At 41.6% G+C, this 14,994-nt stretch carries 13 protein-coding genes; 9 read left to right on the plus strand and 4 right to left on the minus strand.

The window, feature by feature from the left end; translation table 11 throughout:
* Positions 1–18 precede the first annotated feature (18 nt).
* The 8 genes from ACVHUV_RS18400 to ACVHUV_RS18435 all read left to right on the plus strand — a co-directional run bounded on the left by ACVHUV_RS18400 (position 19) and on the right by ACVHUV_RS18435 (position 7,820).
* Positions 19–438, plus strand: coding sequence for a DUF4183 domain-containing protein (locus ACVHUV_RS18400; protein ID WP_462085585.1), 420 nt, complete (start codon positions 19–21; stop codon positions 436–438).
* Positions 439–533: 95 nt separating this feature from the next.
* Positions 534–854, plus strand: a complete 321-nt coding sequence (locus ACVHUV_RS18405) for a DUF4183 domain-containing protein (RefSeq protein WP_462085586.1) — start codon at positions 534–536, stop codon at positions 852–854.
* 291 nt (positions 855–1,145) lie between these two features.
* Positions 1,146–2,702 carry an ABC transporter substrate-binding protein gene (locus ACVHUV_RS18410; RefSeq protein WP_371391093.1) on the plus strand — a complete coding sequence of 519 codons (1,557 nt, stop codon included), beginning with the start codon at positions 1,146–1,148 and terminating at the stop codon, positions 2,700–2,702.
* Between the two features lie 83 nt (positions 2,703–2,785).
* Positions 2,786–3,703 (plus strand): ABC transporter permease, encoded by a 918-nt coding sequence (locus ACVHUV_RS18415; RefSeq protein WP_371391094.1) that lies wholly within the window; start codon positions 2,786–2,788, stop codon positions 3,701–3,703.
* Positions 3,704–3,720: 17 nt separating this feature from the next.
* Positions 3,721–4,647: an ABC transporter permease gene (locus tag ACVHUV_RS18420; protein ID WP_462085587.1), complete on the plus strand. Its 927-nt coding sequence runs from the start codon at positions 3,721–3,723 to the stop codon at positions 4,645–4,647.
* A 13-nt stretch (positions 4,648–4,660) separates the two neighbouring features.
* A complete protein-coding gene (locus tag ACVHUV_RS18425) occupies positions 4,661–5,647 on the plus strand; it encodes an ABC transporter ATP-binding protein (RefSeq protein ID WP_371391096.1) in 987 nt (328 codons plus the stop codon).
* Positions 5,648–6,709 (plus strand): ABC transporter ATP-binding protein, encoded by a 1,062-nt coding sequence (locus ACVHUV_RS18430; protein WP_462085588.1) that lies wholly within the window; start codon positions 5,648–5,650, stop codon positions 6,707–6,709.
* A complete protein-coding gene (locus ACVHUV_RS18435) occupies positions 6,687–7,820 on the plus strand; it encodes a M20 family metallopeptidase (protein WP_462085589.1) in 1,134 nt (377 codons plus the stop codon). The genes ACVHUV_RS18430 and ACVHUV_RS18435 overlap by 23 nt, the downstream gene beginning before the upstream one ends.
* Positions 7,821–8,238: 418 nt before the next feature.
* Here the strand turns inward: ACVHUV_RS18435 and ACVHUV_RS18440 are convergent, their stop codons facing one another.
* On the minus strand, positions 8,239–10,860 hold the full coding sequence (locus ACVHUV_RS18440) for a S8 family peptidase (protein WP_462085590.1): 2,622 nt from the start codon (positions 10,858–10,860) through the stop codon (positions 8,239–8,241).
* A gap of 196 nt (positions 10,861–11,056) precedes the next feature.
* Here ACVHUV_RS18440 and ACVHUV_RS18445 point away from each other — a divergent pair, with 196 nt between their 5' ends.
* Positions 11,057–11,557 (plus strand): VanZ family protein, encoded by a 501-nt coding sequence (locus ACVHUV_RS18445; RefSeq protein WP_371391101.1) that lies wholly within the window; start codon positions 11,057–11,059, stop codon positions 11,555–11,557.
* Positions 11,558–11,626: 69 nt separating this feature from the next.
* Here the strand turns inward: ACVHUV_RS18445 and ACVHUV_RS18450 are convergent, their stop codons facing one another.
* The 3 genes from ACVHUV_RS18450 to ACVHUV_RS18460 are packed head-to-tail and all read right to left on the minus strand — an operon-like array spanning position 11,627 to position 14,730.
* The gene (locus ACVHUV_RS18450) at positions 11,627–12,337 is read right to left on the minus strand and encodes a hypothetical protein (protein ID WP_462085591.1); all 711 of its coding nucleotides are present in this window, start codon (positions 12,335–12,337) and stop codon (positions 11,627–11,629) included.
* The gene (locus ACVHUV_RS18455; protein ID WP_462085592.1) at positions 12,334–13,503 is read right to left on the minus strand and encodes a hypothetical protein; all 1,170 of its coding nucleotides are present in this window, start codon (positions 13,501–13,503) and stop codon (positions 12,334–12,336) included. The genes ACVHUV_RS18450 and ACVHUV_RS18455 overlap by 4 nt, the downstream gene beginning before the upstream one ends.
* Positions 13,504–13,518: 15 nt before the next feature.
* Positions 13,519–14,730, minus strand: coding sequence for a hypothetical protein (locus ACVHUV_RS18460; protein ID WP_462085593.1), 1,212 nt, complete (start codon positions 14,728–14,730; stop codon positions 13,519–13,521).
* Positions 14,731–14,994 lie beyond the last annotated feature (264 nt).

Consider the following 14,994-nt stretch of genomic DNA (forward strand, 5'->3'; position numbering starts at 1 on the left):
ATACATTGGAGGTGATACATGATGTACAGGTGCGATGATCAATCCAAAACCATCATAGCTTGCAATCGACGACAAAGAAGATATACGTATGTACTTCCACCATTTCCTCCACTCGAAGAAGAAAACGGAGGAAGTCCACCCGCTTCTACGGTAACACCAATCGTCAATCGCTATTTCTATGTGGCCGAATCTACGATCGACTTGACGAATGGCGCTACATTGTCCGCTAATAATTTTACAGATGATGCAGGAAACCAAGTAAATTCTTTCACTTTATTCTCCCCTAACGGCTATGTAAATTTGTACGTGAATGGCGTCATGCAGCAAGGGAATATGTATACGTTAGATACTAACTCCTTGACCATAATGCCTGATAACACAACGATTGCCCAGGGTACGCCAATTATCATTGAAACTGTTGGCTTTACAACAACGTAGTCGCTAATCAAATGAACCTACAATTGATTGGACAGCCCTGACAAGTTCAAGCACGCTTGCATGTACTGTAAAAGAAAAGAAAGGAGGTGAACGAAATGGCACTATCATTAATGAATATCCACGTCAACGTCGCAGCTTCTGCTGATCGATTCTTCAACGTGTTAGCGAGTGATTTAACGGTTGCAGACGGGACAACCATCCCGGCAACCAGTTTCCAAGATGACACAGGTACGGCAGCTACTGCATTCCCAGTCGTTACAAATGGCTATTACAACTTCTATATCAATGGTGTCTTACAAGAAGGGGCGTCTTATACGATCTCTGCAACAGAGATTACCTTCAACAATGTCACTGGCACCATTTCCGCAGGTACTCCGTTAGTCATTAAAGCGGTTGACATTAACACGCTTACGTAATAAAACTCGATAATCTTTCTCACCACTATTTCTACTCAATCACTAAATTGAACAGGGACAGACCCCCTGCTCACTTCTCCCACAGCTACTCTACCTTCCTAACAGGTTATCAAAAAGCCGCTTCCTTTTTTAAGAGGAGCGGCTTTTAAGTTTAGGGAAATATTGCAAAAACAGGAGTAAGAACCGTCTAAAAGGAGTGAAAACAAAAAGTTATTGCGTATTTCTGTTAATTCAATTAACATTAATGGTATAAATATGCACCAAACTACATGTTGAATTGGGGGAAAAAGCATGAGGAAGAAATTTGGTTTGTTTCTAGTTACACTTTTTGCTGTTTTTGCATTGGCAGCTTGTAACGAGGAAAAGGCTGGATCATCTGAAGGAACAGGTAACACTGATGATGCAGAAAATCGCACGTTAACAATCGCTATGGGATCGGACATCGTGAGCTTTGATATTCATAATCATAACAATACATCAACAGAAGCAGTTCACGATAATATGTTCAACTATCTCTTTAAACGAGATGCAAACAATGAAATACAACCTGAACTTGTCGATACATTTGAACAATTAGATGAACTAACTGTCCAAATGACACTTAAAGATGGCGTGAAATTTCATAATGGAGATCCTTTAACTTCAGAAGATGTGAAGTTTACACTTGAACGTGTCGCAACTGACGAGACATTAAAAGAATACGCAAACTATAAACAAATTAAAGAGGTAGAAATTGTTGATGAAAAGACATTTAAGGTGATCACGCACGCTCCAGAACCATCTCTATTTCACAGATTATCAAGATTGGGATCTGGCATGTTGCCGAAAAATTATATTGAAGAGAACGGTTGGGAACATTTTCTTTCAAATCCTGTAGGTACTGGACCTTATCAATTTAAAGAGTGGGTCCGAGATGACAGAATCGTCCTCGTTCCATTTGATGAGTACTTTGAAGGCAAAGTAGATGAATGGGATGAAGTGGTATTCCGTGTAATACCTGAAAATTCTACTCGTGTATCAGAGCTTCTAACTGGCGGTGTGGATATAGCAGTAAACGTGCCTCCAAGTGATTGGGATCGCGTTGATAAGAATGAAGGGACTTCCATGAAGAAAGAAACATCCAATAGAACGATCATGCTCATCTTACGTTCTACAGAAGGATACCCAACTTCTGATGTGAGAGTGCGACAAGCAATTGACTTTGCAATTGATGATGGCTCTATCGCCGAACATGCCCTTAAAGGTGGCGGAATCCCTACACGTACAAGAGTAGGTCCTGGTAACTTCGGTCATAATCCTAGCCTTTATGACACGTACAATTACGATTTAGAAAAATCAAAGCAATTGCTTGCAGAAGCTGGTTATCCTGATGGATTTGAGATGACGTTACACTCCCCTAAAGGTCGTTACTTACAAGATGCCGAAGTTACAGAGATGATTGCAGGGATGCTTTCACAAGTAGGCATTAAAGTGAATATCGAATTTATGGAATGGAGTAACTTTGTAGAAATGCGGACAGCAAAAAAGAACAAGGATGCTTACTTGCTTGGCTTAGGTAACTCCATGTTTGACGGAGCTTATTCAGTAGATTGGTATAGAGCTGAAAGGTTCACTGGTGAAACAGATTATAAGAACGATGAAATTGAAGCTTTATTACAAGCATCAGCTTCTAACATGAATCCCGATGAGCGTGAAAAACAAATTCAAAAAATAGAAGAGATTGCTGCTGAGGATGTTCCACACGTTCAACTTTACCAAGAAACCATTAATACAGGTGTAAGTGACCGAATTGACTTTAACCCATCTCAAGACGAAATGATTTATGTACCAAAAATTAAACGAAAATAATGTAACTGTGAGGGGCCAGGGAGTCAACCCTGGCCTTTCATGCTACCGTTTACAATTCGATTACTTCAACGAGGGAGGTCTCTATGGCAAAGTTCCTACTTAAAAGAATACTAGAATTCATTCCGGTATTAATAATCATCTCATTTATTGTTTTTTCGCTTGTCTTTATTGCGGGAAATCCTGTTGCTCTCATGTTACCAGAAGATGCGAGTCAAGAGGACATTGAACAACTAACAATAGCGCTTGGGTTGGACAAACCTTTCATTGTTCAATACGGAAAATACATGGCCGATTTGGTCCAAGGTAATTTTGGAACTTCCTTTCGCTACAATACTGACGCACTTCCACTCGTTTTAGAGAGATTACCGGCAACTTTAGAGCTTGCTGCAGCCTCAATGTTTATCGCGATTATTATTGCTATTCCACTTGGTGTTTGGTCAGCTACTCGAAAGAATACTTCTATGGATTTACTTGCAACAGGCGGAGCTGTTATTGGAAAAGCAATGCCTAACTTTTGGTTAGGTATTATGTTGATTTTATTATTCTCTGTCACACTCGGATGGTTCCCAGTTTCAGGAAGAGGCACCCTTGCCCACCTTGTATTACCAGCTCTCACGCTCGGAACTGGTATAGCAGCTGAAATGACGCGGCTAATCCGATCAAATATGGTTGAAATCTTAAGTCAAGATTATGTACGTACAGCAAAAAGTAAAGGTTTACGAGATTTTTTCGTCGTGTATAAACATGCTTTTCGAAATTCATTAATACCGGTTGTGACAATAACAGCCCTTCAAACTTCCACTCTAGTTGGAGGTGCATTAATAACGGAGACTGTATTTTCATGGCCAGGCTTAGGACAGCTGCTAATACAAGCAGTTAACACACGTGACATGGCAATCGTTCAAGCAAGTGTATTCGTAATTGCCATACTCGTCATTTCCATGAATTTACTCGCCGATATCATTTATCGCATTCTAGATCCACGAATTAAATACAACTAAAGGGAGGGAACAACTGCATGTCTACGAATTCTCATTCTCCTACGCTTACTGGTAGTGCAAATACGATTAATCAATCGAAGTCCAATGCTATTAAACGATGGACGAAGATGCTACTGAAAAGCAAGACAGGTACACTTGGATTTCTAATCGTTGTTTTCGTCTTTTTTATCGCTATATTTGCAAATGTATTAGCGCCACATGACCCCGCGGAAATAAATCCTGCTATGATGCTTAAACCGCCATCTTGGATGGAAGGTGGAGAATCTGCATATTTTTTAGGAACCGATAATCTTGGAAGAGACATTCTAAGTAGAATTTTATATGGGTCACGCGTTTCGTTGTTAGTTGGCATCGCTTCTGTTATTTTAGCAGGAATCATTGGCGTAATAGTTGGTTTGACAGCAGGCTATTACGGTGGCTGGTTAGATACGATTTTAATGCGTATTGTCGACTCATTTTTATCCATTCCGAACATCCTATTTGCACTCGTTTTCTTAGCCGTTTTTGGACCAAGCGTTCCCACCCTTATTATCGTATTAGGCGTTACAAATTGGGTTGGCTATGCACGAATCGTGCGGGGTGAGACATTATCTATTAAAGAACGTGAATTTGTCAGAGCGGCTCGTTCTTTAGGTGTAAAAAACAGTAAAATTATCCGTCGACACGTACTGCCTAACGTTATCTCTTCTTTCATCGTAATTTCTACATTAAGTGTTGCTACAACCATCATTTTAGAAGCGTCACTTAGTTTTCTTGGGCTAGGCGTCCAGCCTCCAACAGTCTCATGGGGAGGGATATTAAGTGATGGGCGTGATTACCTTGCTACAAGTTGGTGGTTAGCGACTTTTCCTGGAGTAGCCATTACTGTAACTGTACTAGGGATAATCTTTTTAGGTGATTGGTTACGTGACGTACTCGATCCGCGCTCACAAAGTCGAAGTTAAGGGAGGGGAAAAAATGACAACTGAAACAATCTTACATGTGAATAATCTACATACGTATTTCAGAACTGAACACGGTGTAGTTCCATCTGTAAATGGTGTGTCTTTTGACGTGAAGGAAGGTGAAACATTAGCGATTGTTGGTGAATCAGGTTCTGGTAAGAGTGTTACATCTCTCTCGATAATGGGGCTAATTGACTCACCTGGAAAAGTAGAAGAAGGGAATATCTTATTCGCAGGTAACGATCTAACATCACTTGGGAAAAAGGCTTATCGAAAATTAAGAGGTAACGAACTTGCAATGATTTTTCAAGAACCACTTACGTCGTTAAACCCACTCTTTACGGTTGGCAATCAATTATCAGAATCAATCAAACTACACCAACAAGTGGATAAACCTACTGCGAAAGTCAAAAGTATAGAGATGCTTGCACACGTAGGAATTCCACGCCCAGAAAAAGTGTATAGTTCATATCCCCACGTGTTAAGCGGGGGGATGCGCCAGAGAGTAATGATTGCAATGGCTCTATCCTGCAACCCAAAACTACTCATTGCAGACGAACCAACAACCGCCCTAGATGTAACAATACAGGCACAAATTCTGGAGTTGATGAAGAAGCTTGCGAAAGAGCATCAGACTGCTATTCTTCTCATTACACACGATTTAGGTGTCGTTGCTGAAATGGCTGATAATGTTGTTGTTATGTATGCAGGACAAGTAGTGGAACATACAGACGTCTACAGTCTTTTCAGCAAACCTTTACATCCATATACGCAAGGTTTACTCGCAAGCACACCAAAATTCCACGAATCCGAAGAAGTGTTGGAGTCCATAAAAGGAACCGTCCCCACACCTTCAACAATGCCAGCTGGCTGTAAATTTCATCCGCGTTGTCCTCATGCAATGGATATATGCGTAATGAAAGAACCTACTTTACAGGACGTAGAACAAGCACACAAAGTGAGATGTTGGCTTTATGAAGAGAAGGAGGATGTTATCTAAATGACAAACAACATAGCTACTTCCTCTGCCACACAACGTGTTTTATTAGAGGTGAAAGGGTTAAAGAAACACTTTGAGATTTCCGAGGGATTCCGTAAGAAAAAATTGCTGAAAGCAGTTGACGGAATTGATTTCACAGTTTATGAAGGTGAAACGCTTGGAATTGTCGGTGAATCAGGTTGTGGAAAGTCAACGACAGGTAATTTACTCGTACAGCTGTTAGAGAAAACAGAAGGAACCGTTATTTTTAACGGGCAAAATACGGACGCTCTTTCAAAGGAAGAAATACGACGAGCTCGAGCGGATATTCAAATGATTTTTCAAGATCCTTTTTCATCGTTAAATCCTCGTATGCGTGTTGTGGACATTATTGGCGAACCATTGTTGACACATACGAACAAAAGTAAAGCTGAAATCCGAGAAGAAGTGTTCAAATTAATGGATGCAGTCGGTTTAGATCGGTCTTACGGTAAAAGGTTTCCTCACGAGTTTAGTGGAGGTCAACGACAAAGAATTGGAATCGCCCGGGCCATTGCATTGCGACCGAAGCTAATAATTTGTGATGAACCCGTATCCGCTTTAGATGTATCCATTCAGGCTCAAATATTGAATTTATTAATGGGACTTCAAAAAGAATTTCAATTGACGTTTATTTTCATTGCTCACGGTCTACCAGCTGTGAAATATATTAGTGATCGAATAGCGGTTATGTATCTCGGTAAAATTGTTGAAATTACGACGAAGCAACAATTATTTGCACAACCGATGCATCCGTATACAGTTAGTTTAGTTTCCGCTGTTCCACTTCCAGATCCGTTTATTCGCGACAAAAGAGAACGCGTCATTTTAGAAGGTGATATTCCAAGCAACGTCGATATCCCTTCCGGATGCAGATTTCGAACTCGCTGTCCGTATGCACAAGAAGTTTGTAAAACTGACGAACCACTGTTAGCCGAACTTGAGAATGGGCACTATGTGTCTTGTCATTTTCCTATTACTCAACAACTACATCACTTGGATACTGAGAGGATGAAAAATAGTGAAGGCGTTTCTACAGTCTAATGAAGAAAATATGTTAACGCTCTTAGAAAAACTCGTAAATATCGACTCCGGCTCAACAAATAAAGCAGGGATTGATGCAATTGGTAAGGAGTTAAAAGCGATCTATGAAGAACTAGGGTTTCTCATTGAAACCATACATGAGACCGATCATGGGAATCATCTCATAATTAAACATAAGACGGCAATAGATCCTAAAATAATTGTCGTTGCACATATGGACACCGTCTTTAAACTAGGAACTGCAAAAGAACGACCGTTCACTCAACAAAATGGCATTGCCTATGGCCCTGGAGTCATCGATATGAAAGGTAGCCACGTTGCCCTCATTTACGCGTTAAAAGCATTACTAAACAGTCAGCGGAATGGCTATGAAAATGTTCAAATTGTATTAAACAGTGATGAGGAAATTGGCTCACCAACATCTCGGGCATTAATTGAAAAACATGCGATTGGAAAAGACTATGCACTCATTATGGAACCAGCTCGAAAAGATGGCTCCCTCGTAACTGCACGTCGAGGGGGTGGTAGGTATTCATTATACGTACAAGGCAAAGGAGCCCACTCTGGTATTGAACCGCAAAACGGTATTTCTGCAATTGCAGAGTTGGCGCATAAAATCATTAAACTTCATGCCTTAACGAATCATGAAGAAGGGATTAGTGTAAGTGTCGGACTCATCGAAGGCGGTGAATCAGTCAATACAATTGCACCTTCTGCAGTTGGTCACGTAGATGTACGAATTAGTAAATTGGAGCAGGCGGAATGGCTAGATAGGCGTATTAAGGAAATTTGTTCCACTCCTGATATAGCAGGTACAACGATCACTTTAGAAGGTGGCATTAACCGGCCACCAATGGTTAAAAATGAACAGACAATCGCCCTATTAAACATCATACGAGAAGTGGGCAATGACCTTGGTATAGAAATTACCGACATTGCTACTGGCGGCGGCTCCGACGCTTCCTTTACATCCGCAGCAGGCGTTCCAACAATTGATGGGTTGGGACCGATTGGTGGAAACGCTCATAGTGTTGAGGAGTACTTAGAAGTGCCTTCTTTAGTAGAACGAACGAATTTATTAGCTGAACTAATTGCTCGGTTAAGTAAATAAACTTATTTTAGAGAAGAGGTTTTTCAAATAGTACCTATATTGAAACAGGCTGCAGCGGAACAATTGTTTGTTCCTCTGCAGCCTGTAATATGGAGAGCCCTGACTTTGAAAGTGGAAGTGAATTATCCGCTACTTAGGAGAATTGAAGAAATGAACAACTTTTTTACGTCGAACTGCAAAAAGTGAATTGTAGTGAAAAGCGGCGACTCCGGGAGGATAAGCTGGACAGGTGAAACACCCAGCGAAGCGAAGCGGAGGGGTGTGGTTCACCGCACGCCCTCCGGAACGCGTCCGCCTGGAACGGAAAGGAGCGTTAGAAAGAGATTAATCCCTCATTTGCCTCATGAAATAAGGACTGTCATAGAAAAATCAGTTTTCACCGACTTCCTAGACAGCCCTTCCTTTACAGTAACAACACCTACTCCAGCCCTTCACAAACCTCCAAAAACTGGTACAACATCTTCGCAGCGTGGGCACGGGTGGCGTTTTCTTTTGGTGAAAAGTCATACCCTCCATTAACCGGTTTACCGTTGATGATACCTAAACTTGCTGCTGCACCGACGTATGGCTTGGCAAATGTGCTGATGGCTGCTTCATCCTTAAATGGTACTGCCTTATTCAAACCGGCAAGCACTTCTGGATTGGCTGATTCGACTGCCCGGATAATCATTGCGGCCATCTGCTCACGATTAATGTTGTCGGTCGGGTTAAAAGATCCATTGCTGCTGCCAAATACGATGCCGGCACGATTTGCCGCTTCGATATCGAGTGCTGCCCAGTTTCCTTTTTGCACATCACTGAACTGTCCTGTATACGGCTTTTTTGGTAGATTCAAAGCTCTAGAAAGCAGAGCGGCAAATTGCGCACGCGTAATCTCTTCAGTTGGGCCAAATGTTGTGTTGGATATTCCTTGTATGATGTTTTTTGATGCGAGCACTTCAATGTATTCCTTTGACCAGCCGGAAATATCGTTAAACGTCTTTGCGTTCTCTAGTACTGCAAGGTTTGAAAGTTGACGGGTTTTTACTGTAAATTGGTTTTCTTTCACATGACCACCTACATAATGCCATCTATTCGCCTCTAACTTAAATGCCGCCACTTTCTTCGCATTCATCACTGCGCCAATCGTAAACGACAAGTTCAGAGGCGATTCAACAGTCGAAATTGTTTCTTTGCGACCGTTCCGCTGAATCGTAAATGTAACCGAATAATAGTCTGACAATACGCGCTGGCGCGTGGAGATTGCCGGAACTGTTGCAGGCATCTTTAACCGCTCAATCGCGATGTTCAGTTGCTCTGGATTTTTATTCAACAACTCTGCCATCAATTGCCCGTCAATTGACAAAGATGCCCTTTCTGCAGAAAGCGTCAACGTTTTATTACTTGCAACAATCTTATCCATAAGCAATTTCGGCAAGCTAAGCGATGACGTTTCCAAGCGGATGTCTTTCAACGTCTTATCATTCAACTGGTTTTCAATCGATTGGTGCATTGGATTCATCGGTTGAACGGTTGACGTTGGAGGGCTCACCGGTTGTTCCACTCCAGCAACAGGTTCTGTGTACGAAAGACTATCGGATACTCGTTCTTCTCCAATTGCACTGCGCGCTCTTACACGTACATGATACGTCTCACCAGGAGTGATTGGGCGAATTTCTGCTGAATACCCTGAACTCGGTACAACAGTAAATGGCCCTTTCCCTATTGCAAGCTCAACAGTATAGGAATGTGCATTTGAAACACTTGCCCATGTCACTAAAAGACTGTCCGCCTGACGTTTCAATTCAACGCCTGTTACTTGCCCAAGTTCAGCGGATCTACTTGTACGTAAGCTGTTTAGTTCAATAGCCAATCGTTCGTGATTTAATAAACCCGCCCCATATTCATCATCTACTCCTGGGGCACCTAAATCTGTCGCGGTCTTTTTTACAAGCTCAGTTAGTTCCTGAACCGTTAAATCTGGCAAACTTGCTTTCATCATTGCAATTGTTCCTGCAACAATGGGTGCGGAAAATGACGTTCCACTTGCGTACACTAAGCGATTTGCGGGTGCTGTCGTCAAGATTTGCTCACCAGGCGCAACGACATCGACAAAACGGTTGTAGTTAGAAAAAGCGGAACGATGATTGTTCTGAGCAATTGAACCGACTGAAAGTACACTATCATAGGCAGCAGGGTACGTGAGCGGATTTCCTTTTTCAGCTTCATTACCAGACGAGGCGACGATGATGATACCTGCATCGATCGCACGCTGTATCGCTTCTTGTTCAAAGACAGACGGAGTTGTACCCCCTTGACTAATATTAATGACGTCCACTTTTCGACTTATTGCATAGTCTATTGCTTGAACATTCATCGCCACAGTTCCTTTTCCATCTTTACCAACTGTTTTTAGAGGGAGGATTGCAACGTCATAATCGCCTGTGATGCCGGCAATGCCTATGCCATTATTTGCTTCAGCGGCAATCACACCCGCAACATTCGTACCATGACCGTGTTGGTCAGTGACGTCTGTCGTTCCATCCAGGAAATTGTAGCCACCCGGGGCAATTCGATTTGATAACTCCACATGATTGCGGTCAATTCCCGAATCAATAACCGCCACAACGAGCTTCCGTTGCTGATGAGCCGAAAGTTTCCATAATGCTGGAGCTTGCACACGTTCTAACCACCATTCTTCAGCATAATAACGGTCATTGACAGGCCCAAGAAGATTCCGTTCTGCATTCACTTCCACTTGCTCAACACGCCGGCTTGCCGCTAACTTCTTGCTAATCTCTTTTACATTTGCACCTTCTTCAAGTGTTACTAATTGCGTATCAGGTGCAATGAATTCCAGCTTTTCAATTTCTTTTGTTGCAACCGGCAACTCCTTAATGGAAGAAACGCCTTCTGCATATTTCACAAGCAACTCATTCGTTTCCACTTCATTACTGCTACCAGCTTGCGCAAAAACAGCTAACGGAAGAGCACTAAAACACAATGAAAACAGGATAGCGACTAGGACAAAACGATATAACCACGTACGAAATTTATTCAACAAGTATTTCCTTCTTTCCTATTGTAATCTACTAGTTGAATTCTATTAATTCCATAGAATCCGTTTTTATTCTATCGTAAAAACAGTAAAAGTAATAGGTATTATTTGAATAAATCTTGATAAATACTTGCTAGAAACGTACACGTCTCTGGCATGTTCACTAGACGCGAATACCATTATGTGGTACATTCACCTTATGAAAAAAATCCTATTTTTACTGGCGATCGTTGGTGTACTCTTCATTTCATCAGGCCAAACATATGAACAACAATCACTCGTACCTTCATTACATAAATGGCTACCTGGCAAACCGTTTGAAGGGCTTTTATCGACTTTGCAAATCCCTTATTGGGGCAAAATTATCTCTGTGGAAGAACGGGGCTACTACTACTTCGTGGAGTTTTTACTGCGCAAATCGGCCCACTTTTTCATCTTCGGCCTGTTAGCCATTGCTGTGTACAGTGTTTTGCCAAAAATGCGCTTACGTTCTGTTTTTGCACTCGGCATTACGTTTTTACTCGCGATTGCAGATGAGTACCATCAATCCCTTACAGGTGGACGCACTCCAACGATAAATGACGTATACCTCGACATGTCAGGAGCAATTACCTTTATCGTCTTCCTGCACATCATCCAATTGACTAGAGAAAAAATTAAGAAGCGTCGACAATCTGAAATACACAAAAACCACACGTAATGAGAGCAACTACGTGTGGTTTTTACGTATTTTTTTATGAAAAAAGAGTCATCTTATTGAACTGCCGTTTCAATCAACTTTCTTAAAGGAAATGAAAGAAGCATTCTTCACGCGAGCAATTTGTCCATCGTGTAAATCGATGCGGCTTTCCGACTTCGCTACCGAACCACCAATCATTTCATAGACCAATGGCTCCTCGCCTTCCTCTAAGACGTGCAAATAGCCATAACCGGAGTCAATTGAAACTGTATACGTTCCAGCTTCAATATCGGTTCCCACTACCCATAGTCCTGTCGATAATGATTCAGTTTGGATAGCCGTCGAAATAGGTGTGAACGATACAGTATCATAGCCTCCATCTGCTCGGACCGTATGCGATGCGTCGACGTCAATTGTTAAACTGCCCGCTCCTGCATAACTGCCGACAATCTCCGTTAGAATGAGACGCCCCTCTTTATCATACACAAAAATATTGCCAACGGGATCCCCCGTCATCACATACCTGCCTGTCTCAAGCTGCACGTCCACGCCTTCTTTCGGGACGACAGGAATGGATACTTGTTCAGCGTTTTCATTGCTCCGATCTACTTGCTTGTAAATTGCAGGAGAAACTGTTCCAATCATTTGTTCTTTTTCTTGTCCTTTAATTTCAAAGTTTTCTTCATAAGCAATCAATTCCTCAGTAGGGGCGGCGTTCATTGCATTACAACCTACGAGTAACGATAGACCGATACCATAACCGATGAGCAATAGCGTCCTCCGTTTCAATCGCATACTCAATTCGCGCTCCCCCCGCTTTCGGTCACAGGCAACCTTGCGTTCCGGTAAGACCATTTATTTTTCAGGAATAAGCCTACAAACAGGACAATATTCATGCCGACGAGCCAAATAAGCGCACGCCGATAATCGAGCGTTTCACTTCCTAGCGCAAGGGCAGCATTCCCATTCAAAATGGCTTCAATATCTAGCATGTATAGCGGATATAACCACTCCACGTGCATATCCGCAAACTGAAGGCCAGCTGGTACGAGTAAAATGAGAATTACGATAAAGAGACTCGCATACACATTTTTTGTGACAAGCGTTAACAATGCAAGCGCGAATAAAAGCAGCAATGCAGTGAGCATGAATGCCAAAAGCATATACAGTACATAACGAATTGTCGACACAGCGATATAGTCTCCACCCGTATAAAGCAGCATCGGTGATTGAACACTTCCCCATCCTGTTTGGAATGATACATATAAACCACCTGCTACGAGTCCAATCACGAGGAACAGTAAAATCTGCATCGCATGAATCCCCACTTTACTAAGCAGTTTTTGCATAAACGATACAGGAAAGATGCCGATAATCGTCTTTCTTTGCAAGTCATGTACATACATACTGCTACCTATAAGTAATACGAGTAAACAAAACACCAGTCCGCTTAACGATTCTAAGGCGACAGGCAAATAATTGCTGGCCACAAATGGATCCGGAACGAGCGGCAAGCTATGCTCTTTATAGTAGCGCAACAATGCCATTTCCTTGTAAATCTCTTCTTTCGGTATGACGAATGAAGGATGAATCCCTTCATTATTAAGCTCATGTAACCGAAGGCGCAGTTCATTCACACGTAAACCACTTTCGATGAATGCATCATGATCGACGTTTTTCTGCCAAAGTGCAAAACGCTGATTATTTACGAGTGATGACTGTTCGGTAAGATTTGTATAAATTTCATCTCCAACTGACGACTCCCGGTATTCTTCAGGCAAGTAGAAGAAAATCGCTTGATACGTGTTTGCTTCTTCGTTTTTCAATGTTTGCAGATCTTGTACTTCCGTATCACTATAATGCATGTAATAGAATGGGAAAAAGAGGAGCAATGCACAACCTAGCAACCAATTTTTCTTATTCCGCATTACTAATTTGAGTTCAAATAACAAATAGTTCCGATACATTTGAGTGTCCTTTCTTTAGCCGATTTTATAAAAACGACGTTTATTGACAATACGTGACAAGACCCATACGCATACTTCGAGGAGTAGTACCGTAATGAGCAAGACTACAATTCCCTTTGTCATCGTAATCGTTTCCACGTTGAGCAAGAAATTCTTCTCCCCAGTGACGACTTTTCCAAAATCGATATACGTTTGAGGGAACGAGCTGATATCAATGCCACCTAACGTGCGCGTCGTTCGCGTAAAGTAAAATTGCTCCAGAAACAACAATGCACTACAAATAATCAATACAACCCACTCATTTTTAACGAGCAACCCGATCGCAATGGTTAAACGGGTGAACAAGTAAACAAGAACGAGCATCGCAACCGCCATGATGCCGATAAATGTCCCCATTGATAACACGTCATATTCTTCCCTCGTAAAGGTTTGTTGCGCAATCATGATGGGCACGTCCAAGTTCAAGTACCCAAATCCATATTGAATGGAGATGAGACCCACTGCTATTACAATCGTCACGAATGCAAATAAGCTTGTATACAAAAACGTTGAGAACGTTTTCAAATTCAGCTGGCGATACCACGTCAACGGGAGCCCTTGCAACACTGATCGATTTTTCCGGTTACGTGTCAACACATCGCTACTGAAGAAAATGGCACAAAATAAGAAAAAGTACATGCCATAGTTGAGGAAGAACTTTTGCAACGCTTGCAAACCGGTCTTTTCCATGAGCAATCCATATGTAATCGGACGATTGTTTGACAAATAATCCTCAAATCGGATCATCGTTTGGTGATAAGCATGTTCTCGATCCTTTCCTGGAAAAGGAGAGTCTTTAAAGAATTCTTTGTCGTTCGTATATTCCCAGACATTATTCTCTAAGTAACTCGCACGCAAGTGCAAGAATCGATCATAGTTTTTATCCTCATAGGCTGTCAACAACGCACTATATAAACTGTAATAGTAGGCGTTATTCGCATAGACGGGCATCCCCGAAAACAACACGATTCCGGTATTCCCTTTTTTTAAACGGAATTGTTGCTCAGCATCCAACATCGTCAAATACTCTTTCGTCTTTTCAGGATAGAAAGTTTCCTTCACCTGTTCGTTTGGCAATAAAAGAAAACAGTAACAGAGCAATAGCACACCGATAAACACGATGAACGGAATGTTCTTCATACTTCTCGCGGTAATCAAAAACTCATGTTTCAAATATGTACGATTCATCCGAGCTTCCCCTTTGTTCATTTGCACGTCCTTGAAGTAACCAACAGAAAATGAAAAGTAGCTAGTAAACTAGTTACCTGCGCAAACATACATGTATTTAAAAACAGAAAAAAACAAACTGTCAATCTACTATACCACTACACACATATATTTCCAACACATTGTCAATATAACTATCAACCTTATTAAAAACTTATTAGCCCTCGATTTGAATTTCAGTAAAATAATCACAAAAGAATTTATAAACAATCATAAGAGTCTTAT

It is taken from the genome of Sporosarcina saromensis (assembly GCF_054901285.1).